The sequence below is a fragment of the Arachidicoccus ginsenosidivorans genome (assembly GCF_007971385.1).
In the GTDB taxonomy this organism is placed as follows: domain Bacteria; phylum Bacteroidota; class Bacteroidia; order Chitinophagales; family Chitinophagaceae; genus Arachidicoccus; species Arachidicoccus ginsenosidivorans.
Genome location: NZ_CP042434.1, coordinates 5,730,210 through 5,754,667, shown reverse-complemented (window position 1 = coordinate 5,754,667; position 24,458 = coordinate 5,730,210). Strand labels below are relative to the sequence as shown.

Sequence of the window (24,458 nt, the reverse complement as noted above, 5' to 3'; positions counted from 1 at the left end):
TGTGCAGGGCTGTTTAGTTGGCTTCATTAAAAATGATTTCTTCCTACGGATTAATTATAAGTGGGTTATGGGGTGTTATTTTAAAGAAAAGCGCAATTTTTTTGATATATTTGAAATTATTTTTATAATTTACTGGAATAGCGTTAAAATAATAATTATCCATTGATGCAAGACCGCAATATCGCAACCAAGACCTTAGTCGCCCTTATGTTGGGTGTCGCGGCATTATTATCTTTTGAACTAACGTCTTGTCACAAAAAGAACGAAAATACACCCGATGAACCGCCACCGATTGTAGTACCCAAAGCAGTTATAAAATCATTTTCTCCAGATCATGGTTACTATGGTGATACCATCACAATTAAGGGAAGTTATTTTCTAAACGGCGATAGTGTCTTTTTTGGCGGAGTCTCGGTAAAAACAGTTCTTGAAAACGATTCTGCACATTTTAAGGTGATTATACCGGAAGGCGCACTCAGCGGAAATTTGCAAATATTACGAGGTACTGATTCGGTTGTCTCTGATGCCACCTTTCAAGTAGATCATCATATTTATATCAGTGGAGACGATTACACCTATGGCTATGCCGCTTATTTTGTAGATGGTAAGATTTATATTTGTAACAACTTCGAAAATTCACAAACTGCTGGTATTTATGCTTCGCCCAGTGATGTATATGTTGCAGGATGGGATAACAACCAGGTTGTGTGCTGGCAAAATCAAGTACCTCATAAATTTACCACAGACATCAGAAGGCAAACGGATGTAAAAGGTCTTTTCGTTTCAGGTAGTGATGTATATATAGTGGGCAATGCTCCCACCTATGACCTATCCGCCACTTATTGGAAAAATGGTCAGGAAGTGAACCTTACGCCTACTGGGCAAGGTAGTAGCTTTGGTAACGGCATATTTGTGACAGGGAGTGATGTGTATGTTGCCGGATTGAAAGGCAATGGGCAAGCTCTCTAATGGAAAAACGGCGTTGAAGTACCGCTGGTAGGTTCCAACCAATATCCAGGGGCAACCAGTATTTTTGTAGATGGCGATGACGTATATGTAGCGGGTGCAGATTATTCTACGGCCAGGTATTGGAAAAACGGCGAAAAATTTGATTTGACCAGTTCGGATACCTGCATTGCTTCGACCAATTCCATTATTGTTCAAAATGGCGACGTATACATTACAGGCATGGAAAGGTCCAATCTGGATGGACTATACAGGCCAGTTTATTGGAAAAACGGCGTGACACACTTTTTGAATGAAGGTACTGAATATGCCAATGCTACCGGGATAAGCGTTGTGGATGGGAAGGTGTATGTTTCTGGAATGACCGATTATTATAGGGCGGCATATTGGGTGGATGGTAAAAAGCAGCTAATTGCCGATTTTGGACATACTTCAGGTATTTATGTAAGATAATCCCAGAACTAAAAGGAGCTTACTGATATAAAAGCCCCCGTTTTTTCTATTAATTTAAATCAGCCTTAATTAAAATTTTACTGTTCAACTAGAAAAGTCTCCGTACAGCGGAGGCTTTTCTAGTTGAACAGTAAGGCATTTGGACACTATTATAAATAAAAAAATCAAAGTTTGGATGGCTTGGTTGGATAAAGCTTATAACGCCATGTAAGTTATTTTGCCAGGAGCGATACCAAGATAAAGACTACTTTTTTCCCCTTAAAAGGATGTAAGCAATGAATTAGTTTACTTTTTTAAATATTTGTTGCTGCCAAATCAACCTATTACAAGCCCATTAATATTATAGAACTTAAACCTGTTCAGGTGCCTATTCAAATAATTGATCCATTGTGATCGAATTTTGGACGAGTCTATTTGAATATTGATTGGCTGTTAGGCCAAAGGTCGTAATAAAGGTTATAAATAAAGACTTCTTTGTTTTCGTTTGTTCTTTAAATACACTTTTTTTATTTTCAAGTTGCTGCGCATATTGTTTGGTAATCAGATATTCCGTTTTGGCGAATTTAATTTCACAAAGGTTAATGACAAAATCCTTACGATCAAATAGTAAATCAATTTGTGCTCCTTTACCTTTGATTGGACTGCATTGCCAAGTGGCCTCCTCCGTATAAATACTGCGAATACCCAAAGCTGTTTTTATTTGTGGCGTATGTTTTAAACATATCCGTTCAAAAGCTATGGCACTCCAGATCTTCCAGGATTCATCTAAGCCAAGATTTTCCCATATTTCCTCCCCAGATCCAGCATTTTTTTCCATAAATTTGAAGTAGAAATGGGTGAATTCATCGGAAAGTTTATATATGATTTCTTTAATATTTTATCATTAGGTTTCCATGGAGTTACAAACCCTGATTCGATTAACTCATCAAATATTAATGTTACGGTTCCTCCAGAAGATAATGTCGTTTTTTCAATTATATTTTTCCTAGTAAGACCAGAATTATTTTGAGCTAATACGCGAACGATGGATAGATGGCGTGTAGGATCTTTGAACAGAGAACTGTATAGGTTTTTAAACTCTCCGTTAAGCAATCCATCTTTTGTAAAACAAATTCGGTTAATTGCTTGAGCAACGCTTTCTCCCTTTTTGATATCCTTTAGATAGTGCGGGATGCCTCCCACGACCATATAAATTTGAACAATTTGATAACGCGCCAAATTTACTTGCTTACTGTGTAGAAACGCTTCAGTCTCCTTCAAGGTAAATGGAAGTAATCTTATTTTTCTTGTAATGCGGTTATGTAATCCCCCTTTATTATTAACAACGTGCTCTATCATCCAAGACGCTGCACTGCCGCAGATGATGACTACTAAGTTGTCCTGGTCATTCGCCCAGCTATTCCACCAATGATCAAATGCCTGAAGAAATCCAGATTTAGGCGTATTTAGCCATGGAAATTCATCCAAAAACACCACACATCTCTCCCTCATCAATTTAGGTGTAAGAAAATTTGAAAGTTGGTCAAATGCTTCTGGCCACCCTTCTGGAATTCTATATAATTTTGGATTGCCTGACGCTTTGCCTAAAGTTGAACTAAATTGTTCTAATTGAACAGGAAGCGTTGCGTCCTTTATGCCAACTAGTTGGAACTGCAAATGGTCTTTGAAATAGTTCCTTATTAGAAAAGTCTTTCCGACTCGTCGCCTTCCAAATATGGCAATAAGTTCTGGAACACCGGAATCATAAGCTTCTTTAAGTAGTTCCTGTTTCTTTATTCTACCGATGATCTTTTTCATACTTTTAACAGTCTACACATATTTTCTTGTTTTTAATACGTGAGACGGATGTAATTGATTAACTTCAGCCAAAACGAATAAACAATATTGAGTTATGGCTGAGTATATTAACTTTGTCTTGTAATTCAGTTAGTTGTCGCCTTATTTGCTAGCTTATAGTTGATGATTTAAAACGATTGTAATTTAATAAGTAAACTTCAAATTAATTTTTATTAATTTATACTTGATTATTAGGGGTTTATATGAATGTTTTTCATGGCTTCTAAGTGTCCATAAAATAGGGAAACGTCCCCAAAAAATAAGTCCAGTAAGATTTCCTAAAAGAAAAAACTTACTGGACCTAATTTTTAAATGTAACGATAGAAATTCAATTTACGCTGCTCAGGCAGTTGCCACTATACATAAACAACTACTACTCAGCCGGCGCAATAAGGAAACTATAGCGTAAGGTCGCATTTTTGGGCATTTCATACTGCTCCAGTGGCTGCGGTCCACAGCTGGCATTACCCAGGCCGCGTTGCAGACAATCCAGTGTTAGATATACCTGGGGTTGACTTACACTATCCAGGGCAAAATCATGGAATGCTTGCCATGCGTTGTTATCGGTAAAATGCAGCGCACTGAAGCTCAAATGATCCAGAGAAACCACTTTAAGCCCCTTGTTTTGTGCATTCGTTAAAGATACCCATCTGGTATCTTCTCTTTCACCCATACTCTGTGCATGAACATAATGTTCGTGTCCCATCTCTGTCACAGTTTTGTGGTAAATACCTAAAAATGCACCTGATTTACGGTCCGGGTAGTTTTCAAAGGGGCCGCGGCCGTACCAATTGACCTGCTCTGACTGCGGCACCAGACTCATCCTAAGACCAAACCTAGGCGGCATATAGCCATTTCCAGTATGAAAAGTGCTGGCTACCTTTATTTTCCCATTAGGATAGATGGTATAGGTCACCTCATAAGGGAAAACAGCCTTCTCTCTAGTGATGTCTGCTTCCATTTTGGTTTTTACCAGTATTGTTTTGTCGGTAGCGTTCGTGCTGACGGAAAAATCCTTAACACTAATGTTAGTCTTACTAAATCTGCGTACATCATTATCAATACTGCGGTACCAATTAAATACAGGTCCTTCAGCATTATATATCTGTTCCTGATGATTGTATTGCAAAGAAGTCAGCAGACCACTTTTCTTATTAAAGGTGATGGCAAAGCCAGGGCCTGTAATAAGTAGACTGTCATTAGACTGCGTCATAGCGGCAGGCGCAGCAAATGCCGCCCTGTCGTAAATTTTATGAAAACGCGGCTTTTTGGAAATAGGAATTTGTTCGGCCGCAACCAAATAACCAGCGTCCGCCCACCTGGAAGGAGATTTTAAGGTCGCTTTGATATTTAATAAGAATTCATGGCCATTGGCATCCATTTCAGGTAGTGCCGGCTGGAAGCTAAAGCTACTGTCTGGTGCTACAGAAGGTACTGCTATACTGGCTGAATCTACAGCTATGCCATCCTTTAATAAAACCCATTTAAAATCAAACTGATTTAAATTCAAAAAGTCATATTTATTTGTGATCGTAAAGGCCCCGTCGTAACTGAATTTAATATATTGGTATACCTTTTTTACTTCCATTAATTTGGCAGTCACTCTTCTGTCAGGTGTAGTAAGACCGTCATTACAAAAAGTGCCATCATTTGGTTTATCGCCAAAGTCGCCCCCAGATAATAATGATTCAGCGGTTCGCCTTGTTTTACCAGGCTCTGATCCACCCAGTCCCAGATACAACCACCAATCATCCGTTTGGAATGTTCAATATAATCCCAGTATTCCTTTAAATTACCCATGGCATTGCCCATAGAGTGATCATATTCACAAAGAATAAAAGGTTTATTCGTATTTGCTTCATCGACCCTTTGCATATCCTTTAAAGAAGGATACATCCTGGAATCCACATCCGCTACTTCATTATAACCTTCATAATGCACCGGCCGACTGGTGTCAATATCCTTAATAGCTTTATAAACCGCTTTAAAATTCTGACCCGCACCGCTCTCATTGCCCATAGACCACATAAAGATAGAAGGATGATTCTTATGCTCCAGAACATTGCGCACATTTCGATCTACATAGGCTGGAATCCAATCCGGATCATCACTGATGGATTGATTGCCATGGCACTCCAAATCAGCTTCCGCGATAACATATAAGCCGTAATAATCATACATGGTATACATCCTCGGGTCATTAGGATAATGACTGGTTCTGATGGTATTGATATTATGACGTTTCATCATCAGAATATCTTTTTGCATAAGTGCTACCGGTACGGCTTTGCCGTACCTTGGGTCCAGATCATGGCGGTTAACACCTTTAAAAAAGACTTGCTGCCCATTGATAAAGACCCTTTTATCCTTAATGACCACGTCTCTAAAGCCAAATTTGCTGCTAAGGACTTCTGTGTTCTGTCCTTTGTCGTCCTTTAAAGCAAATATGGCTGTATAAAGATTAGGCCTTTCTGCAGACCAGAGCAGTGGATGTTCAATACGAGCACGAAGATTCACTACACCCTGGCTTTCTTTGCCATTAATAGCCACCTTTGCATTAAAGGTATGAACCGTCTTACCGTTTGGATCCAGAATAGTTACCATTATTTGCCCGACCTTATTTAACCTGGCTGCATTATTTTTTAAATAAGTATTAATGGTGAGTTGAGCGTTGCTATAATTACCACCGGGAAAAGTCGTTTTAATAAAATAGTCCCTGATATGCAATTTAGGCGTAGCAAATAGATAAACCCGGCGGTGAATACCGCTGAGCCGAAACATATCCTGATCCTCAATATAACTGCCATCGCTCCAGCGGTAAACCTGCACCGAGATATCATTTTTGCCCTTTTTTACATAGTTAGTGATGTCAAACTCGGCACCATTATTGGCCCCCTGGCTATAGCCCACCTGCTTGCCATTGATCCAGACATACATGGCGCTATAAGCCCCGTCAAAGTGCAGAAAAATATTTTTACCATCCCAGTTGGCAGGAATATCAAAGGACCTTTTATAAGATCCGACTGGGTTGGGCTCTTTTTCACTGGTCCAGCCTTTGACTGGTTTTATAAAAGGCGGATCATTTTTAAACGGATAAGTAATATTGGTATAAATAGGGGTACCATAACCTTCCATCTCCCAATTAGACGGGACAGGGATCTCTTTCCAGCCAGAGACATCGTAATTTTTTTTGTAAAAGTCTACAGGCCGCTCTGAAGGCTGTTTTACCCAATTGAATTTCCAGTTACCATCCAGTGATTTCCAAAGTGCTGATTTTGTTTGCTCCCAGGGAAGGGTATAAGTGGGATCCTTTTTTAGCGCCTCCACAGAGCTAAATGGTATATATAAACTATGGGCTGGAAGCTTATTGACCCCAATAATCTTTTCATTTTCCCAATTTTCTTTACCAACTGAAGGCGGGAGATCGATTTTTTCTTTGACCGCCACAATCATCCACTGTTGATCGGCGCCCGCAGCACCCTCATTTAGAGGTCTTTGGGATAATTTATTGTCAGCAGGTCCGGCAGTAAAAACCAGGCGGTTTTCACCATGGCCCTCAATTAGAAAAAGCGCTCCATCGGCAGTTGATGAGCCAACTGGTTTAATTTGCCACTGCTGATTGCCATTGCCTTTACTTTGTGACCAGAGCAGTAGCGGATTGCCTTGACTAGGCGACTGATTGCCATTGTCAATACCCAGATGGGAGAAAGGGTTACTAAAGCAGTAGCGCCCCCAGCTGTCTTTTGAACCAACCATAATTGCTGCAAATCACCTTTTTTTTCCTTACTTAAGAATATAGGGTCATTATTGCCAGCATTTTCTCCTATGGTGGCCACACGACCATCCCGGCTGACCAGGCGATAGAACTGATCTGGTTTAAAGGACTGGCCAAAGCCAGTCGCTGCAAGGCAAAGCATCATAATGAGCGTACCCAGCCTTAAAGACCCGAATAAGCCCCATCCTGATAAGTAGTTTTTCTGCATAATTGTGCTTTTGTTTGATGATTTGAGTGGACGAATAAAATTTTTTTGGTGTTGATTTGAAAATCTACAAAAGGTAAATATCGGAAAAAATATGATTTATGCAAACGTTTATCCTAAAGTGCCCTAAAATTAAAGAGAACCTTGTCAATAAAAGGCGGCAGAGGGAATTATTAGATAGACGTTAATTTCAGGGCGCTTTTTTGTCCCAGCAAAAGAAAACCCGTATAATTGCGTCAAATGGCAAGTACCCATATAGCGAAACCTACCCCACAGCGCATAAAAGCTAAAGAACTGAATACAAAGAAGTCTTTGGCTAAAATTCTTATGGGTTTTATTGCCCTTATATGTCTGCTGCTCTCTTCCTGTGTCATAAAATCGCAACTGAAGCGTTATTTAGGGTTTAGCAACGAAAGCATTTTTCTGTTAAGCTCCAGTAACACTACCAAAAAAACGAATCAGTCTGAGCATCAGCAAACCGCCCTAACCTCCACTTTCAATTTTTGTCAGCTCCATGCCCCTTCAACACTTTTATCAGATGGCGCGCACATTGGCCAGGGAGCCCAGCGCCTTTTAGGGCATGGTTTTACCTTATTTCTATCCAGTACATTTCTGCTACTAATGACAGGACTTACCAGTCCAAATGATTTGCTCAAGCTACAGTGCAGCGAAAAGTGGCCGCAGCCAGCCGCCATGCCCTTTTTTATTCGCCATAGACGGCTCCTTATATGATATTAATTTGATACCAATATCAGCTTTTCAACTCCTCTTTGAAACGTAATATGACTAATCCATCACGCACAACCTAGATGGCTAGGGACTTATTTGTTTAAGCAGTGACAAGCAGCGACTAGCAGCAATTAACAGTAAATAACAGTAAATAATAGCCGCTAAATAAAAGTGGACAATAGCAGGAGCAATCCGCCCACATTTAAGTGCCGCTGTTATGTTGCCAGTCTAGCCCATCAAAAGTAGTTTATATACAGGGTGCAAGGAGCGCAAATAAAGTTCCCCTACCTGTCTAAAAAGCCACTGGGCTATTGGGCTGCAAAAATGACCACCTGCCAGCCTGATGGCTGCTTCATTAAAATAATAATTTAAAAAACCTAATATATATTATGCAACAAGTACAAAAAATATACAACAACCAATGCCCTTTTGATGAGCATGACCTTATACTTCCTCGGTTCTTAAATAAGCAAAAAAATACAAACAACATTAGCAGTGTAAAAACCAGTCTCCTGGAACCTTTATTCAAGCCTCAGCCATTGAAAAAAATATTCACCTTAATAATGGGATTATTTTTCAGCATAGCACTACTTGCCTGCCAGAGCGGCCCTGAACAAACAAAAGGACCGGATAAGAAAAATGCGCCGGCCACAACTAACTCCATGACTGATAAAAAGAAGGAGGCAGACCAGATGCCCGATCTGAGGCTTGAAGATGCTAGCGGAAAGGTGGTTCAGATAAGTAATCTGAAGGGTAAAGTCATATTTATTAACTTTTGGGCGACCAGGTGCGCGCCCTGCAGAGAAGAAATGCCTACCATAAATAAACTCCGTGCTCACTTTAAGGACAATAAAGATATTATATTTTTGATGGTGGATGTTGATGGGAAAGTTGAAGCATCCTCAAAATATGTTAAAAACAAAGGATATGACCTTCCTGTCTATAAAGCCGCTGGTGCTATTGCGCCGCAATATCTCGGGCAGGCCATCCCAACAACCATTATACTGGATAAACAAGGCGTCCTTGCCGCCAGAATTGAAGGTGCGATGGATTATGGTACTACGGAGGTCGTAGAAGCGATAAACAAATTGATTAATAAATAATCCTAAGGTAGGGTAAAAGCGACTATGCTAAGAAAGGCTTTTTTTAATGCTTATAAAAATAAAAAATGGCAATAAAGAATAGAAACAAAATCCAGCCGATTGATCAAAATAATAAGGAGACGGCACGCAGTCCGGCAGTGCCCCAAAAAAAGACTTTCAGAAGCGTTTTTACCCATCGCCTTAGGAGCCGGTTAGTCAATATAACCCTTATTGTTATCACTGCCGTTTTGCTGTTTAGCGGAGATGCAAAGACCTGGTTGCTGCAAAAATTGATGCTTACCGGATTATTCAATGCACGCATTGACCAGGCAACCGGTCAAGCATTTTCTAAAAGCCCTACCAAATCAGATGCATCTTATTATGATGCATCTGATTTTACCTTCCAAAATGAAAATGGTCAAAAAACGCAGCTTAGTGAACTTAGGGGAAAAGTCGTTTTTATCAACATATGGGCAACCTGGTGTCCGCCCTGTCGGGCGGAACTGCCGTCCATAGCGAAATTATACCTTGAGTTTAAAGACAATCCCGAGGTCTTTTTTTTACTGCTCAATGAAGACGATATTATGGATTACCAGAGTGGCAATGTACAAGCATTTTTGAAAAAGAGTGGTTATACCCTCCCTGTTTATCGATTAATTACTACCCCCCGATCTTTTATAAAGGAACGCTGCCAACAACCATAGTATTGGATAAAAAAGGACGGATCCGATTCAAAAAGGAAGGCGCCCATAATTTTTCAGGGGACGAATTTATAAATGATATGGCCGCACTTATCAGAGAGTAGCGGAGGAGATATGTGCTGACGACCAGCTATTTTCGTGCTATTTCCCTCAAAATAAAACTACCTGACAACTCCTTATTCTAATCAGGGAGCCCTTGAATTTAATTTGCTAAAATATTTAATATTTTTTGCACAAAAATGTGTATTTTGCAAGTTTATTTTACCATTATAAAATTGTATTTTTGTTGGTTTGAACGAGTTAAGATTTAAACGTTATTTAAAAAGATTAAGCATCATTAGACTAAATAGTTGATTGGTAAGGGATTCTGCCTTGTAATAGGTCGTTTTTAAGCAATTTTGACCGACACTTCTACCATTATTTATCATTTTTCCAAATTAAAATGAATTACGAAAAAGCATTATCCTTATATAAAAGTGATAAAACCCTGCAGCTACTCAGGGCCGAGCATTTTCCTTTATTAGTCAGTTTTTTTTATTTGGCTTTTAAGCAAAAGGAAAGAATCGCCTACCTGGAAAGTGAGTTACAAAGTCTGCTAGGTGACTTTTTATATGCATTACAGCAAAAACAGATAACAGATTATCCCAAGTCGCCACAGGATTATTTAATCAGATGGGCAGAACAGGGCTATTTACGCCGCTATTATGAAACAGCAGACGAACCCATGTTTGAACTTTCCGCCTCCGCAGAAGGTGCATTAAAATGGTTGGAAGATCTGAATAAACAGGAATTTATCGGGACACACAGTCGTTTGCTGCAGTTTTTCCAGCTGCTCAAACAAATCGTCAGTGGTACCGCCGGACCCCAGGAAAGATTAAAAGAATTGGAGGCCGAAAAGCAGAAGATTGAGGATGAGATGACGCAGATCCGGGCCGGTAATTTTGTCAAAACATCCAGTACACAGATTAAAGAAAACTATTATTTAGCGGTAGAAACCGCCCAAAGATTATTATCTGATTTTAGACAGGTAGAAGAGAATTTCAGGATTTTAGATAGACAAACCCGGCAAACCATTGTCAAAAGCAATCTGGCTAAAGGGAAACTGCTGGATCAGGTATTTGAACAGCAAGACTACCTCTGGAATACGGACCAAGGTAAAAGTTTTAAAAGCTTCTGGGAATTTTTGATGAGTCAGCAAATGCAGGAAGAATTAGAAGAATTGCTAGAGAAAGTCAACGATTTGCCAGAAATCGAAGAAGTCAAACGAGATAAAATAGTCGATAAGATCAAAATCAATCTAGTCGATGCTGGCGATAAAGTCAATAGAAGCAATGACGGCCTGATCGAACAACTCCGTAAGTTTGTTGAACAAAAAAACCTGACTGAGAGTAGAAATATCATCAAAAATATAGAAAAAATAGAAGCCTTATTACTTGATTATAAAGAGCAGGTGGCTGACCAGCCTTGGTTAATGGAAATTGACGGCTTTTATAAACCGGATCTTATAATGGGAAGACCCCTGTTTAGCCCACCTGTAAAAGTAGCCTTTACAGGCAGTAGCGTCCAGCAAGGTCAGGCAAATGTGGATACCAATTTATTATTCAACCAGTTTTATGTAGATCTGGAAGTGCTTAGAGGTAATATCAGGCAGGCGCTAAAAGCCAAGCCCCAGGTATCTCTGGGCCAGCTCATTTCCTTATTTCCCATAAAAAAAGGTGTGGCAGAAGTGCTGGGTTATCTTCAGATAGCCACCAACCACAAAAAACACCTTATTTTACGCGATCAGGAAGAGGTATTAGATCTTGGCGCAAAAAATAAGGAGGATATTGAGGCCTTGGCAGTTAAGGAGATGAACCTGGAAGACTTGACTTTAAGGGAGAATGCAATTGAGCAGACACCTAAGCTACCTGGAGCTGGCAGGTATCAATTAAAAGTGCCAGTGATCTTATTTAACCGGTAACATTCGTATTGCTCATTGCCTTTAGTAAAAAAGAGGCTTTGCAAACAAAAGGCAGAAAGAAGAAAACGTACATAATATAAGAAAAGCAAATTCGCTTTAAGTAGTAAAAAAAATTAAACGCGTAGAATTTAATTTATATGGAAGCAAATTATTCATTGAGCCTGATTTCACTTTTAAAGGGCATTGTATATAACCATCAAAAAGAGGTCTGGGAGAATCTGCTTCAATTTGAAGCGGATATAAAAAACTATTTTAAGGACCTGAGTCTGGAAGTATACATTGACAAAACAGAAGGGTACAGCTTTTTAAGGCAATATGAATGGGAAGATGAGCCTGAAGGTGCTCAGCTCCCCAAATTAATTGAAAAAAGACAATTAAGCTATCAAATCTCTTTATTATGCCTAATCCTTAGAAAATATATGCTGGAGCAGGACGCGCAGGGCGGCGCTGTCAGGGTTATTATCACTGAACCGGATATTATTAACCGCGCCAGACTGTATCTGCCAGCGGCAGAAGATGAGGCCAAGCAACAAGACAAGATTGTCAGCGCCATTAAAAAGGTCATTGAGTTAGGGTTTTTGCGTAAAATTGGCAGCAATGAATACGAAATACACCGCATTATCAAAGGGTTTATCAATGCAGAGGTAATAGAATCAACACTTAATGCCTTACAAAAATACGCAACAGAAAAAAATGAGTGATTGGGGCAGACCTATTAATCGCTACAAACTTAATAATTAGAAAAACAACAAGTTATCAACGATAATATATATATTTAAAAATGGGACAGCTGGAATTATTTAACGCAAGTGGAAGTGCAATTGGAGAACCACTTTCAGGATATAGACTCTGGTCAATGGAAGTGCTTAATTGGGGAACTTTGACAGACAGATCTGGTCGCTGGGACTGGAAGGTCACAATGCACTTTTGACAGGGGATATTGGCTCTGGTAAATCCACCCTGGTAGACGCCCTCACCTGCTTATTGGTTCCTTATAAAAAGATCACTTTTAACAAAGCTGCCGGCGCAGAGGGCAAAGAGCGTGATCTATCCAGTTATATAAAGGGGGAGTTCAAAAAGGAGAAAGAAGAAACGACCAAAATTGCTAAAAAGGTTTTTATAAGGCCAGATAATGATACCTATACGGTGATTATCGGTCATTTTAAAAATCAAGGCTATAACGAAACCGTTTGCCTGGCCCATATTTATTGGATTGGAAAGGATAATAAAGTAGAAAAACTATTTATAAGCAGCAGCACACTGCTTACCGTATCCAGGCATTTTAACGGTTTTGCAGATGTAAATGAACTAAGGAAAAATCTTAGGAAAACCCCTGGAGTCACTTTATTTAATGACAACTTTACGCAGTATAGTGAACATTTCAGACGGCTATTCGGTATGAATAGCGAAAAAGCGATTGATCTGTTTAATCAGACCGTCTCCATGAAAGCTGTCAGCAGCCTGACCAACTTTGTCCGTGAACAGATGCTGGAGAGAACCGATATTCAGGAAGAAATCAAATCCCTGCTAAAACGCTTTGAGGATCTAAAAAAATCCCATGAGGCCGTCGTTCATGCCAGAGAACAACATGCTATTCTGAAGCCACTGGTGGAAGCAGCCGTGAGTTATGGACAGGTAAGCGAGCAAATCGAACAAGTTGAAAAGTTATTGCAGGTTGCTCCTTATTGGTTTGCAGAAAAGAAACTGCAATTGATTATTACAGCCATGGAAGTTATTGAAAAGGATCTGGAAAAACTGGCGGCCAAAGAATTACAGCACACGCAAAGAGAGCAGGAACTGGAAACCAAAAAAGAAGGCATTGTTCTGGAAATCGCGGGCAACGGCGGCAAGCGTATTGAGCAAATTGGCCAGCAAATTAAAACCCATGAAAAAGACAAGGCCATTACGCGCAAAGAATATGAAGATTATGATAAACTAATCACTAGAGCCGGGCTTAGTAAAACAGAAAATGAGGCAGATTTTTACCATAATCTGCAGCGTGCAGAGCGAGATCAGGCTGCCTGTCTGGCATTAAAAGATACACTGCGTTTAGAGCGTGACCAGGCTGTATCCCTGCTAAGAAGGCTAGAAGGTGAACTAAGAACAGAACAAGCGGAACTAAAATCTCTAAAAGCCAGAAGAACGCAAATACCTGCCTGGCTGATACAATTTAGAACCCAGCTTTGTAGCGATCTGGAAATTGATCAAGCCGATTTACCCTTTGCCGGTGAACTATTACAAGTACAGGCAGCTGAAAAAGACTGGGAAGGGGCCGTAGAGCGACTACTACATGCAGCGGCCATCAGCTTACTGGTACCCAGTCAGTTTTATAAAAGTGTCAGCCGGTACGTAAATGACAACCAACTTCGCTCCATAGATGGAAGAGGTATAAAACTGACCTATCTGGAAGCTGATTTAAGTAATGTGAAATCCTTAAGTCAGGAACTGGATACAGACAGCGTATTCTATAAAGTGGATATTAAACCAGACAGCCTTTTTTGTGACTGGCTGGAAGCGCATATCAAGAAAAACTTTGGTGATTATATCTGCACAGACGTGGACGGACTAGCACATGTGGCTTATGGACTTACCAGGCAGGGGCTGATTAAAAGTGGTCGCATCAGACATACCAAGGATGACCGTAGTAATGTACTTGACAGACGCCATTTTGTGCTTGGCTGGAGCAATGAGGACAAAATTAAATTGATGGAGTGCTCGGTAGAAGATCTTGAGCAGCAGTTAACTCAGGCAAGTGAAAAGAAGTCCTCCATTGAAAGCAAGGAAAATAAAAATGAAGATCAATATAATATTTTAAATAACATTCTTTTTTGAAAGATTATGCCAGGATCAACTGGCAGCTGCATGCTGCCAGCATCCATGAATTGGAAAAAGAAAGAGATGAATTGCTTTATAACAACGACGTGTTGGCCAGATTAGAGGAGAGCAAAAAAGAAGTTATTGCCCAAATTGAAGCCAGTAAGTCGGAAGGGAGAGCCATGGTGGAAAAAAGAGGAGGTTTGAAAGCTTCCTATGATCAGTATTTGGATGAATCCGCGGCGCTGAGATCTGATTTGCGGGAACTAACCCAAAGTGAAAAGATGAGTGGTTTGCCCAACTTGATCAGAGGCTGGCAACCGTCCAATTAAACCTTAGAGGTATTGACAAACGAAAAGAGGAGTTTATTAAACAATACAGAGGTGATAGCGGGGAACTCAAAAAGCTCACAGGGCGTCAGCGGGGATTTGCGACCCATGCTGAGAATAAAATGCGTGATATTAAGACACATTCCCCGGCAGAATATGATGAACTGTCCGCTACCATAGAAAACCGGGCAGAATACATTAAGAAATTTGAACAATTAACCCGGGAAGATCTAAAAAGACACGAACAGCGTTTTAAAACCCAGCTCAATACAGATGTAATTCGCAGTATTGCAGTATTCCATAATCAGTTACTGCGCTATGAACAAGATATTAGAGAGAAAATACGGACCATTAATCAGAGTCTTGAACAAATCGTCTATAACAGCGTACAGGATACCTATATCACCATTCTTATGGATACCACCAGCCATAAAGAAGTGCGCCAGTTTAAAGAAGATCTTAAAAACTGTTATTCTAATACCCTGGGACAGAACAGTGATCTCTATACAGAGGAAAAATACGAGCAGGTAAAAACCATCCTTGACCGGTTTGCCAGCAGCGAAAATATTGACAAAGAGTGGACCTTAACCGTGACAGATGTTAGAAAATGGTATGAATTTAATGCCATGGAAAGATACCGCCAGGATAATGCGGACAAAGAATTTTATGAAAGTTCCGGCGGAAAAAGCGGCGGCCAGAAAGAGAAATTGGCCTATACCATTCTAGCCAGTGCCTTGGCTTATCAGTTTGGCCTGAATATAGGAGAGGCTAAAAGCAAAAATTTTCGATTTGTCGTAATTGACGAGGCATTTGGTAAGGGGAGCGATGAGAGTACTAGGTATGGACTGGAGCTATTTAGAAAGCTAAATCTGCAGCTTTTAATCGTAACCCCATTGCAGAAAATTCATGTAATTGATAACTATGTAAATTCATTCCATTTTATCAGCAATCCGGACGGCAATAATTCTCAGGTTACAACGCTGACCAAACAGCAGTACTTAAAGGAAAAACAAAAGCGGGAGGGTAGCGCTGACATGGAAGAAACTGAAAATAATCAAAATATTACTGAGACAGAAGATTTGGGCTTGGCGGGTAAAGCGCAAAGTGACGCCAGCAGTGGAGCAGTTCCTTTTGTCGGGGCAGATAGGCAAGAAATCGAGCCGGGCTACCACCGGCTAAATGAAGGGTAAATTACAGCAGAAACTACTTCCTGAATATCGCCCGCTGGTGCCGATCAAGATATTGCTGGGCACCAGCCAGTAGGTGAATCATAAAAATAAACCAAAGTGATTGGTCCAGAAGAAATAAAAAAGCAAGCCTTAAAATGGTGGCCTGAGTTGTTAATAGCAGCGGTTAATGGACAAGATTATTTCCCAAAAAGCATTACCCGGATCGGGAAAATCCAGCCGGGTGATATTTTAGGCAGTTATGCTGCAATACAGCAGCAGTTAGCTGCTTTATTGCAGCATGCAAAACCCAATATAGCCAAAAGTTATGTGGTCCACCTAAAAGACTATCATTTTCAGAAAACAGGGACGCAAAGATTACCTGATTTTATTGAATTTGAAAGCCTGGAGGATTATTTGAATTTCACAGGTAAGCTTAAAGAGTGGCAGGCCTTTCAAATGCATTTACCGTTGATTGAAAATACAATGCCAGCCCTCAAAGATTGGTTATTACTAAATGCGGGTTGGTTAACCAATCCTAATGTGCATTGGACAGCTATTTTACAGGTATGTCTTTATTTTGTGGGTTGCCCACGGCCTAATTTATATATTCGGCAATTGCCCATTCAGGTACATACCAAGTTTATTGAACAAAATGCGGCTTTAATAAGTTCGCTGCTTGATTTTCTACTGCCAGATGATATTAGAAACCCTAAAGAGCACAGAGTAGATAGAAGATATTACTTAAGATACGATGAGCCGCTTATCAGAATAAATAATTTGGATAAAAACCAAAACCTGCTTGAAATTAAGCAAAGAAATTCAAGTCAATCAAGCCATTCAAGTCAATCAGGCCTCAAATTGGCTGATATAAGTATACCAATTAGTGATTTTAATCATTTGGTATTGCCAGTAAATCACGTACTGATCACGGAAAATAAAATGAATTTTCTGACGCTCCCTGATTTGCCAGGCGCCATATCCATCTGGAGCGGAGGGGGATTTCAGGTGAGTAGCTTACGAGACGCGAAGTGGTTAGGAACAGTAAATATTTATTACTGGGGTGATATCGATGAACATGGTTTTCAGATACTGCATCAGCTCAGAAGCTATTTTCCGCATACAAAAAGCGTTATGATGGATGTAGTAACCCTGGAAGCCTTTAGTGAGCATCAGGTAACAGGCGCAAAAAATAAGGCAGAGACGCTCAGCTTACTTACACCAGCGGAACAAAAATGTTACCAGTTAATTAAAAGCAGTTCACTTAATCGTTTGGAACAAGAGAAAATTGACCAGGTATATGCAAAAAACTACCTACTGAATGAGATAATGGGAAGGTCTATATAACCTTACTGTTATGACATTCTTACGGACCAAAATACCGGTAAAATTATGTTTTTGCAGCCATATTAGCACGTGTGGACAGAAATATTTTAAGTCGAATTAAAAACGGCAATTGGGAATAAACCTGTTTTATAAATGCCTGGCTTTATTCCAGTATTTTTGCCATGGCCTGCTCCATTTCCTTAGGATCGTTCCTTAGAAATAGCTCGAAACTTACATGTAGCGGAAAGTAAAGCAGATTTTGCCAAACTTTTTGCATTACCTTATATTCTTTGAATTCAGGTATATGCGTCAATGCTTTATATAAACGCCATAAAGTGCCAATATTTGTAGCGCCTGCTAATGAATTTCCCAGGGTGAAATAATAAAAAAATATTCTCGATAGTTAAATTGCTTTTTTTGCGCCAAATGCTGTTCTAAAAGGCAACCCTGCGCCAAAAAATTACTGATTAGCTCATCGTCTTCGGAAAGGACAATATCCGCAAAGTAATAAATTAGCCACTTCGAGTTTTTAGGAAGTAATTTATGGTAAGTTGAAGACACCTCCAATGCTTTTTGCTGCTGATTTAAATTTTTATAGTAAGTATGCAATAGTATCTTGAACCGCGGATTTTGAGGATATTTTTGAATCATCTCTTCTAATATGGCTACCATTCTTAAAGGCACATTTTGTCCAGCTGTATCTTCAATGCCATACCATAGTGCATTTTCTACCAGCCATTCATGACTTGTGCTTTTATAGGTTGATTTGTCTGGAACCATAGTTAAATTGGCTGGGGAACTTTCAAGTATTGCAAGGGCGTTGTCCCAATCTTTATACCTGGGCCACTCCTGTAAAAATACTTTTTCAAAGGTGTAAGCAAGCGGTATAAACCAGTCATCAAATATCGCGGCCTTATCATCGGAATTGGCCATTAATTCTAGTTGAAAACTTTTCCAGTCAGCAGCTGTCCATTGCTGAACGGTTGTTGGGTCATATAAAACAGCTTCATTATCTGATAATTCGCTATCTGAAATATCGTCTATATCCTGCCATTTTTCTGGCAATTCAGCTGTGTTTTCTTCAGTCTGGACCACCTGAAAAGATGCTAGCTTTTCAAGGCTGATTTCTTCCCAGCCTTCCAGCTGGTCCGGTAGGATACGTTTTGCAATATTAAATTCCTCCGGTAGGTTCTCGCCGAAGCAATGAACACAAAGTGCGGCGTCATAGACTAGCTGTTCCAGCGCTTGAAGCTTGTCAAATGGGGCAAGTTCATAGTCTTTAAATAATTCATCAAAGTCTTCCTGAGATAAATTATAGTCATAAAATACATCAAATAATTCCCCAAAATCATCAGAAATACCAAAATAACCAAACGAAATATTTCCTGTGACATGTCTTCTGGTAAAGACAGCCATTAGGAATTTATCGCCTTGGTCTTTATAATGGCCAAAATAACATCTATCAAAAGGTAAATTACGCAGCCTTTCAGATTCAAAATAACTACGCTTACTTACGGTAGGGGTGGGAACCATCGTTTTTGATTTGCCTTTGCCGTTTTTCTTCTTGTTTGATTTTGCCATGGCACAAATATAATAATATGAGCGTTACAATCTATTTTGCCTTGTAATTGTAATAATTTACTACATGTTTGGTGCGGGCAAAAATTATAATTTAAACAAACAACGATCTGTTTGAGTTCAATTTGATATTACATTTTAAGTTGGTTTGGATGTCTCCATTTTTTGTAGAACATTAAATGACCTTGATCTCAAAACTAAATTATCATTGTCTTTTTTCTTGGGTTGAAACCACCGCCTTTAGGCGGAGGCTTAAGTTCAAGAATTGGCTTGAAAATAATTGTAGTTTTTTGTACTAAATATTTGTGTATACTAAAAGATTTATCTATCTTTGTCAAAGATATGGTAGTTGTAGCACAAATAAAGTTAGTTCCAGATCGGGAGCAATTTGGTCTGTTAATGGAAACATTAACGGCAATGAACCTTGCCTGCAACCAAATATCAGCGGTGGCTTTTGATAACCAGTGTTTTAATAGAATAAGGTTGCATAAGCTAACATACTACGCTATACGGGAGGATTTTGGACTTAAATCCCAAATGACCATCCGGGCTATTGGTAAGGTTGCAGATGCATACAAGGTTAAAGCCAAAAAGGCTACAGGTCCAATCGATACCCAAAGAACCTTCAGATTAAAAGGGGCGGTAGCATTTGACTGTCGTATGATCAGCTTTGATCTCTCCAGTGATAGCCTAAGCATACTTACGCTTGAAGGAAGGCAAATAATGAAATTCGAGGTTGGAGATAATGCCCGTAATTTGTTGGCATTTCAAAAGGGAGAATCAGATTTGTTTTTTCGTAACGGTCACTTTTTTTTAAATGTCAGTTGTGATATCCCGGAACCCGAATTAATAGATCACGAAAATGTGATCGGTGTTGATTTGGGCATCAATCAGTTAGCGACTTTATCTACTGGCGAGTCTTTTGATGGCCAGCAAACTGAAAAGGTACATAAAAAGAACCAGGCCAAAAGAGCTGGTCTTCAAAAAAAGAAGACCCGTTCTGCAAAAAGAAAATTGAAAAAAAACTCTGGCAAAGAGAAGCGTTTTAAAAGAGACGAGAATCACAAAATAAGTAAAAGAATAGTGGACGAGGCCAAACGCACCGGATCTGCAATAGCGTTAGAAGATCTAACTGGTATTCGCAGACGGCAAAGGGTTCGCAAGAGCCAACGTTCCAGGTTTTCTGGTTGGGCATTTCATCAATTACGCCAATTTATCATCTATAAGGCTAAGCTGGCCGGAGTACCTGTATTTTTGGTACCCCCAGCCTATACTTCCCAAAGATGTCATAAATGTGGTCATATTGAAAAGGCAAACCGGAAAACTCAAAGCGAATTTGTGTGCTGCAGTTGTGGTCACGGTGACCATGCGGACAAGAATGCAGCATTAAACATCGCCGAATTAGGCTGCAGTCAATCAGCCCATGGTCGCGTTGTCGGATTTATCCGACAGTAGTGACAAGCCCTCGCCTTCTAGGTGAGGGTATGTTGACATACCATAACGGAAATCTAATATGGACTTAACAGGTCGTCTCCTCTGAGCCTTATTTGGCCGCCTTAATCTGTCGCTGACAATACGCAGGTCCAACATTCATCTTACGCCTTTTCTTTTACCAGCAAATGACTGATAAATCCAATCATAACCGCCGTCCAGGTGATAATTGCAAAAAAGATAAAATACTTAGGTATAACCTTCAAAAAGGTCAGATCCAGGGTTTCTGAAAGCCGAAAGGTACAAGCCGTATACATGCCTAAAGGGAAAACAAATGCCCAGTAAGTAGGGCTATAGCCACTGGACGAGATCGGCGGCTTTACTTTCCGGACGCCATGACGCCAAATGCCCAGCATGATCAGCAGGGGTATCCACCAAGTGCCTGCCGACCAAAATAGCAAAGTTAGGCCTTTAATAAAGGGCAGTAATGCAGCTATCAAATGAAATTCTTTGCCATTTAATAGGAGCAAAGAACCAGCAAGCGTAGTAATGGCAGTAGCCCCCATATTAATCCAATAGGCGGCCCCCAGATCTTTGGCATGCAACTCAAAAAAGGAGATTCTGTAAACAATGAGCGACATCAGATAAAGATAAAACACACAGCCTGTGAAAAATAAACAAGTGGCGACAAACATGGCAGCCTCACTACTGGGAGCAGAGTAAATGGTCAACACTGCAATGGCTTGTATAGAAACCACTGTTAATAGCCAGCTGCCGCTGATGCCCTCTTTCAGGTTTTTTTTGTGGTTGGTTGTGGTAACATAGAAGAAAAAACCGTAGTTAATAATCAACCAAAAAATAACCGCAAAGGTCAGGATTATTTTCCCCAGACCAATCCAATTATTAAATAAAATGACTTCATTGCCGATCATGCACATTGCAACGACAAAGGTGAAAACACCGGGTCCTTTTTCATAACTTTTAAAATCCTTTATAAAAGTAGGCCATTGGAATAGTAGCCTTTGCAACATAAAAATGAGCAAAAGAACAAAAAGCAAAACATCAATTACAAATAAAGACCAGGCCAGCCATGAATAACCCTCAAGGAGTGCAGCAATTGCTATTATACCGGTAGCCATTACCATGGCAAAATCAATTGGAGAGAAATAATTTTCCGCTCTTGTCCAAATGTTGAATGACTGATTTGCAGCTATCCTCTTGCCAGGTTGATCATATTTTTTTTAAGATTTGTCGCCATTAACTTTACTTGTTTTTAAAACACTATTGTAATTTAGAAAAGTTCAATCAGCGTCACTTGCGATTCTATGAAGGTTGTCGGGTCATGATAATTAGATTAGATTAGATTAGATGTGTGTATAGTCCAAATTTAGTTTGTATCAATAATATAAAAAATAAAACTGCTTGTTATATTTATTTTTTACTTGCAATGAACGATTTTACTTGTTGATAGTGGCGCTCTAGTCTTTTGGCATATGGCCTGTCCGACTTAAGCGTTTCTTTGAAAAACTTCAACCAATGCTTTGTGTAATGGCCCTGTTGACCAAAAGCATAGAGCGAAGGACCTTTAAAATCATTGATCGTCGCATCATTTTTATCATCAATACCCATCCAGTCCATATAAAACGTCAGTGGTTCCCAACCATATGTAATAGTGGCTTCTGTTGCCTTCGTTTGTAAATTAGTGACATAAATGTAGACATTCCTGCAATCACAGGTTAAATCATCACAATATAATTCAATAAATGCATAAGTGCCTGGAGCAATTCCATATTGATTTTGTGGAGCTAATATAACTGACCTTAATTCGGTTTTTGCTATTTCCGGAAGTAGTTGATGAAATGCAGCGTGCGCCATGAAGTATATATTTTAATTTTTCTTTAAATAAGGTGGAAAAATAAATATTTAATTTTTTTTTTAGTTGCTTTTTGTAATTAAATTTATTGAAATAATATATAAGTCTTAGATATAGAACGTTTTGTGATGCATTGGCTTTTTCATATATTGGAACTATCATCTGAAATTTATTTATAGTTCTCTATGCTAAATATTTGTATATGTTATTGAATTATCCAATCAAATCAAAAATAGGCAGGTTGCAAAGTATTGGAAAGTACATGGGATAACTATATTTCATGTATGACAAATATGGCATTACCTTACGATGGAAATTTTTTTCCAGCCAGTCCATAAGGCTATTGAAGAAATTTGAAAACCATCGCTGTTTTTATTTTTTTTAACAGAAAAGCTTGGCAAAATAGAAATTAATCTTAACTTTCCGTGCAAAACTTGCAGGATAAAATACCTCAAAATTGGTCGTTCATCCTGATTGTCTTGATTTTAAAACTTGATTATTACCCCAGATTGGTACAATAATGGAGACAAGCGAAGAAATTCTCATTGCTCAATTGCAAGATGGCACGGAACAAGCCTATAAATACATATATGATCATTATTATGTATCGCTTTGTCATTTGGCCAATAAGTACCTTAAAGACAGTGCACAAGCTGAAATGATTGTGGGGGACACCATATTTCATCTCTGGGAAATCAGGGAGAAGCTCCAGATAAAAACCAGCTTATTAGGCTATCTGGTGAGCGCAGTCAGAAACAGAAGTATTAATTACTTGTCCCTGGCACGGGTCAAACGAGAAGTCCCTGTCTCTCAACTTGCTGGAGAAGCCTACTATGAAAATGATCATTACGCGACTTCCTGTGATTTTGCACTTGAAGAAGTCTATGAAAAAGAATTAAATCAGGAATTAACGCAAGCACTTAGTTCATTACCTGCCGATTGCAAAACCGTTTTCTTAAAAAGCCGTTTGGAAGAAAAAAAATACGAAGAAATCTCCGCAGAACTTGGTATTTCGGTCAACACCGTAAAATACCATATCAAAAATGCCTTAAGGCATTTAAGGGAGCAAATCCATAAGTACCCGGCAATTTTCGTATTATTATATATTATTTTTGAAAACGACTACCCGCCCTTCTGATTTTACTGTCTTAAATAAAAGCCAAGTAAAATCAGACAGGAAAACCAATATATCGATACCTTAATAGCAACCTTTCTAGGCAGTGGACTGAGTAAGGAAGATATGCGCTTACTCACTCAGTGGATTAACCAATCCAGTGAAAATAAAGATTATTTTAATAGTAAACTCCAGGACTGGGCTAGTAAAACAGATACCGCACAGTCTCATTATTATAATAAAGATGAGGCTTATGCCCGGTTTGCAGAAAGGGTGAAATCAGCACAGCGACTCTTAGAACCTCCTGCCAAGCCAAGGAGTAAAGTTCCCGTCCATCCACTGTCAACCAATAAACAAAAACTATATTATAAGTTAGCCAGCGTTGCAGCCGTTGTTGTTCTGATACTCGGCATAACCTTTTACCTTGGACAATATACCCCTGGTAAAAGCAAAAAGGGATTGGACACCAACCAACTATCCTACAAAGAGATTAAAGTCCCTGACGGGTCCAGGCAAAAGTTGGTTTTGCCCGATAAAAGTGTCGTATGGATCAATGCAGGCTCCTCCTTTAAATATCCTGCTAGTTTCAGCGGGAAAACAAGAACAGTATATCTAAACGGGGAAGGATATTTTCAGGTGGCAAAAGATGCCAGCCATCCCTTTATCGTCCGTACCATCAAAGGTGACATCACCGTTACCGGAACGACCTTTGACGTATACGCTTATGACAACAAACCCCGTTTTGAGACTGCGCTGTTAGAAGGACATGTTCACGTGCAAACGCCGGATGGACAAATCGTTCATTTATTGCCCTCCCAAAAAGCCGAACTAAAAAATACCACATTAACTGTCTCCCCAATAGAAAATCCAGATGAATACAGATGGAGCGAAGGATTAATCTGTTTTGATAATAAAGGAATCACCGAAGTACTAGAAGAGTTACAAACCGCCTTTGGCCATAAAATCAGTATTCGGCATTTAAAAGAACCGCAACTACTGCTCACCGGAAAATTCCGGATAAGTGATGGCCTGGATTACGCACTCAAGGTACTTAAGGATAGCTATGGATTAGAATTTATAAAAGAAAAAAAAGACACGTCATATATCATTATAAACTAAA

21 protein-coding genes and 2 pseudogenes are annotated in these 24,458 nt (G+C 39.4%); 14 read left to right on the top strand and 9 right to left on the bottom strand.

Features of this window, described 5'->3' with window-relative positions; translation table 11 throughout:
* The first annotated feature begins 165 nt into the window (after positions 1–165).
* The gene (locus tag FSB73_RS23060; RefSeq protein WP_146787867.1) at positions 166–969 is read left to right on the top strand and encodes an IPT/TIG domain-containing protein; all 804 of its coding nucleotides are present in this window, start codon (positions 166–168) and stop codon (positions 967–969) included.
* A 144-nt stretch (positions 970–1,113) separates the two neighbouring features.
* Positions 1,114–1,419, top strand: coding sequence for a hypothetical protein (locus tag FSB73_RS23055; RefSeq protein WP_146787864.1), 306 nt, complete (start codon positions 1,114–1,116; stop codon positions 1,417–1,419).
* 367 nt (positions 1,420–1,786) lie between these two features.
* On the opposite strand, the gene FSB73_RS23050 is transcribed toward FSB73_RS23055, so the two are convergent.
* The 6 genes and pseudogenes from FSB73_RS23050 to FSB73_RS23035 form a co-directional block, all read right to left on the bottom strand.
* On the bottom strand, positions 1,787–2,236 hold the full coding sequence (locus tag FSB73_RS23050; protein WP_146787861.1) for a hypothetical protein: 450 nt from the start codon (positions 2,234–2,236) through the stop codon (positions 1,787–1,789).
* The gene (locus FSB73_RS23045; protein WP_146787858.1) at positions 2,185–3,216 is read right to left on the bottom strand and encodes an AAA family ATPase; all 1,032 of its coding nucleotides are present in this window, start codon (positions 3,214–3,216) and stop codon (positions 2,185–2,187) included. Before FSB73_RS23045 ends, FSB73_RS23050 begins: the two co-directional genes overlap by 52 nt.
* A 412-nt stretch (positions 3,217–3,628) precedes the next feature.
* Positions 3,629–4,843 carry a beta-galactosidase small subunit family protein gene (locus tag FSB73_RS26040; protein ID WP_262712434.1) on the bottom strand — a complete coding sequence of 405 codons (1,215 nt, stop codon included), beginning with the start codon at positions 4,841–4,843 and terminating at the stop codon, positions 3,629–3,631.
* Positions 4,844–4,867: 24 nt separating this feature from the next.
* Positions 4,868–4,996: pseudogene (locus FSB73_RS27875) on the bottom strand (hypothetical protein); the annotation flags it as partial.
* Positions 4,963–6,708, bottom strand: a pseudogene (locus tag FSB73_RS23040) (glycoside hydrolase family 2 TIM barrel-domain containing protein); the annotation flags it as partial. The pseudogenes FSB73_RS27875 and FSB73_RS23040, both read right to left, overlap by 34 nt.
* Before the next feature lie 107 nt (positions 6,709–6,815).
* Positions 6,816–7,238, bottom strand: a complete 423-nt coding sequence (locus tag FSB73_RS23035; protein ID WP_146787855.1) for a hypothetical protein — start codon at positions 7,236–7,238, stop codon at positions 6,816–6,818.
* 237 nt (positions 7,239–7,475) lie between these two features.
* Between FSB73_RS23035 and FSB73_RS23030 the strand changes: the two genes are divergently transcribed.
* The 9 genes from FSB73_RS23030 (at position 7,476) to FSB73_RS22990 (ending at position 17,363) form a co-directional block, all read left to right on the top strand.
* Positions 7,476–7,967 (top strand): hypothetical protein, encoded by a 492-nt coding sequence (locus tag FSB73_RS23030; protein ID WP_146787852.1) that lies wholly within the window; start codon positions 7,476–7,478, stop codon positions 7,965–7,967.
* A gap of 560 nt (positions 7,968–8,527) precedes the next feature.
* On the top strand, positions 8,528–9,067 hold the full coding sequence (locus tag FSB73_RS23025) for a TlpA family protein disulfide reductase (protein ID WP_158639690.1): 540 nt from the start codon (positions 8,528–8,530) through the stop codon (positions 9,065–9,067).
* A gap of 65 nt (positions 9,068–9,132) precedes the next feature.
* Positions 9,133–9,750 (top strand): redoxin domain-containing protein, encoded by a 618-nt coding sequence (locus tag FSB73_RS23020; protein WP_146787846.1) that lies wholly within the window; start codon positions 9,133–9,135, stop codon positions 9,748–9,750.
* Between the two features lie 439 nt (positions 9,751–10,189).
* Positions 10,190–11,707, top strand: coding sequence for a DUF3375 domain-containing protein (locus tag FSB73_RS23015; protein ID WP_146787843.1), 1,518 nt, complete (start codon positions 10,190–10,192; stop codon positions 11,705–11,707).
* 137 nt (positions 11,708–11,844) lie between these two features.
* A complete protein-coding gene (locus FSB73_RS23010; RefSeq protein WP_146787840.1) occupies positions 11,845–12,408 on the top strand; it encodes a DUF4194 domain-containing protein in 564 nt (187 codons plus the stop codon).
* 169 nt (positions 12,409–12,577) lie between these two features.
* A complete protein-coding gene (locus FSB73_RS23005; RefSeq protein WP_146787837.1) occupies positions 12,578–14,539 on the top strand; it encodes an ATP-binding protein in 1,962 nt (653 codons plus the stop codon).
* A complete protein-coding gene (locus FSB73_RS23000; RefSeq protein WP_146787834.1) occupies positions 14,536–14,853 on the top strand; it encodes a hypothetical protein in 318 nt (105 codons plus the stop codon). The genes FSB73_RS23005 and FSB73_RS23000 overlap by 4 nt, the downstream gene beginning before the upstream one ends.
* A 119-nt stretch (positions 14,854–14,972) precedes the next feature.
* Positions 14,973–16,040, top strand: coding sequence for an SbcC/MukB-like Walker B domain-containing protein (locus tag FSB73_RS22995; RefSeq protein ID WP_146787829.1), 1,068 nt, complete (start codon positions 14,973–14,975; stop codon positions 16,038–16,040).
* A gap of 96 nt (positions 16,041–16,136) precedes the next feature.
* A complete protein-coding gene (locus FSB73_RS22990) occupies positions 16,137–17,363 on the top strand; it encodes a Wadjet anti-phage system protein JetD domain-containing protein (protein WP_146787826.1) in 1,227 nt (408 codons plus the stop codon).
* A 336-nt stretch (positions 17,364–17,699) separates the two neighbouring features.
* On the opposite strand, the gene FSB73_RS22985 is transcribed toward FSB73_RS22990, so the two are convergent.
* Positions 17,700–18,923 carry a hypothetical protein gene (locus tag FSB73_RS22985; protein WP_146787824.1) on the bottom strand — a complete coding sequence of 408 codons (1,224 nt, stop codon included), beginning with the start codon at positions 18,921–18,923 and terminating at the stop codon, positions 17,700–17,702.
* Between the two features lie 339 nt (positions 18,924–19,262).
* Between FSB73_RS22985 and FSB73_RS22980 the strand changes: the two genes are divergently transcribed.
* The gene (locus FSB73_RS22980) at positions 19,263–20,375 is read left to right on the top strand and encodes an RNA-guided endonuclease TnpB family protein (protein WP_146787821.1); all 1,113 of its coding nucleotides are present in this window, start codon (positions 19,263–19,265) and stop codon (positions 20,373–20,375) included.
* A gap of 140 nt (positions 20,376–20,515) precedes the next feature.
* On the opposite strand, the gene FSB73_RS22975 is transcribed toward FSB73_RS22980, so the two are convergent.
* Positions 20,516–21,508: a tellurite resistance/C4-dicarboxylate transporter family protein gene (locus FSB73_RS22975; protein WP_225974902.1), complete on the bottom strand. Its 993-nt coding sequence runs from the start codon at positions 21,506–21,508 to the stop codon at positions 20,516–20,518.
* Positions 21,509–21,782: 274 nt separating this feature from the next.
* The gene (locus tag FSB73_RS22970; protein ID WP_146787814.1) at positions 21,783–22,226 is read right to left on the bottom strand and encodes a hypothetical protein; all 444 of its coding nucleotides are present in this window, start codon (positions 22,224–22,226) and stop codon (positions 21,783–21,785) included.
* A 518-nt stretch (positions 22,227–22,744) separates the two neighbouring features.
* On the opposite strand from FSB73_RS22970, the gene FSB73_RS22965 reads away from it, so the two are divergent.
* Both FSB73_RS22965 and FSB73_RS22960 read left to right on the top strand, forming a co-directional pair.
* Entirely contained in the window at positions 22,745–23,362 is a 618-nt protein-coding gene (locus tag FSB73_RS22965; protein ID WP_146787811.1) for an RNA polymerase sigma-70 factor, read from the top strand.
* Positions 23,363–23,464: 102 nt separating this feature from the next.
* Positions 23,465–24,457, top strand: a complete 993-nt coding sequence (locus FSB73_RS22960) for a FecR family protein (RefSeq protein WP_146787808.1) — start codon at positions 23,465–23,467, stop codon at positions 24,455–24,457.
* The last annotated feature ends 1 nt before the right edge of the window (position 24,458 follow it).

Excerpts from the sequence above, each read along its gene's own strand:
- FSB73_RS23050 (WP_146787861.1), bottom strand. The coding sequence starts at position 2,236 with ATGGAAAAAAATGCTGGATCTGGGGAGGAAATATGGGAAAATCTTGGC.
- FSB73_RS23015 (WP_146787843.1), top strand. The coding sequence starts at position 10,190 with ATGAATTACGAAAAAGCATTATCCTTATATAAAAGTGATAAAACCCTG.
- FSB73_RS22960 (WP_146787808.1), top strand. The coding sequence starts at position 23,465 with ATGCGCTTACTCACTCAGTGGATTAACCAATCCAGTGAAAATAAAGAT.
- FSB73_RS23030 (WP_146787852.1), top strand. The coding sequence starts at position 7,476 with ATGGCAAGTACCCATATAGCGAAACCTACCCCACAGCGCATAAAAGCT.
- FSB73_RS23060 (WP_146787867.1), top strand. The coding sequence starts at position 166 with ATGCAAGACCGCAATATCGCAACCAAGACCTTAGTCGCCCTTATGTTG.
- FSB73_RS23010 (WP_146787840.1), top strand. The coding sequence starts at position 11,845 with ATGGAAGCAAATTATTCATTGAGCCTGATTTCACTTTTAAAGGGCATT.
- FSB73_RS23045 (WP_146787858.1), bottom strand. The coding sequence starts at position 3,216 with ATGAAAAAGATCATCGGTAGAATAAAGAAACAGGAACTACTTAAAGAA.
- FSB73_RS26040 (WP_262712434.1), bottom strand. The coding sequence starts at position 4,843 with ATGGAAGTAAAAAAGGTATACCAATATATTAAATTCAGTTACGACGGG.
- FSB73_RS23020 (WP_146787846.1), top strand. The coding sequence starts at position 9,133 with ATGGCAATAAAGAATAGAAACAAAATCCAGCCGATTGATCAAAATAAT.
- FSB73_RS22970 (WP_146787814.1), bottom strand. The coding sequence starts at position 22,226 with ATGGCGCACGCTGCATTTCATCAACTACTTCCGGAAATAGCAAAAACC.
- FSB73_RS22980 (WP_146787821.1), top strand. The coding sequence starts at position 19,263 with ATGGTAGTTGTAGCACAAATAAAGTTAGTTCCAGATCGGGAGCAATTT.
- FSB73_RS22995 (WP_146787829.1), top strand. The coding sequence starts at position 14,973 with ATGCGTGATATTAAGACACATTCCCCGGCAGAATATGATGAACTGTCC.
- FSB73_RS23035 (WP_146787855.1), bottom strand. The coding sequence starts at position 7,238 with ATGCAGAAAAACTACTTATCAGGATGGGGCTTATTCGGGTCTTTAAGG.
- FSB73_RS23025 (WP_158639690.1), top strand. The coding sequence starts at position 8,528 with ATGGGATTATTTTTCAGCATAGCACTACTTGCCTGCCAGAGCGGCCCT.
- FSB73_RS22965 (WP_146787811.1), top strand. The coding sequence starts at position 22,745 with ATGGAGACAAGCGAAGAAATTCTCATTGCTCAATTGCAAGATGGCACG.
- FSB73_RS22985 (WP_146787824.1), bottom strand. The coding sequence starts at position 18,923 with ATGGCAAAATCAAACAAGAAGAAAAACGGCAAAGGCAAATCAAAAACG.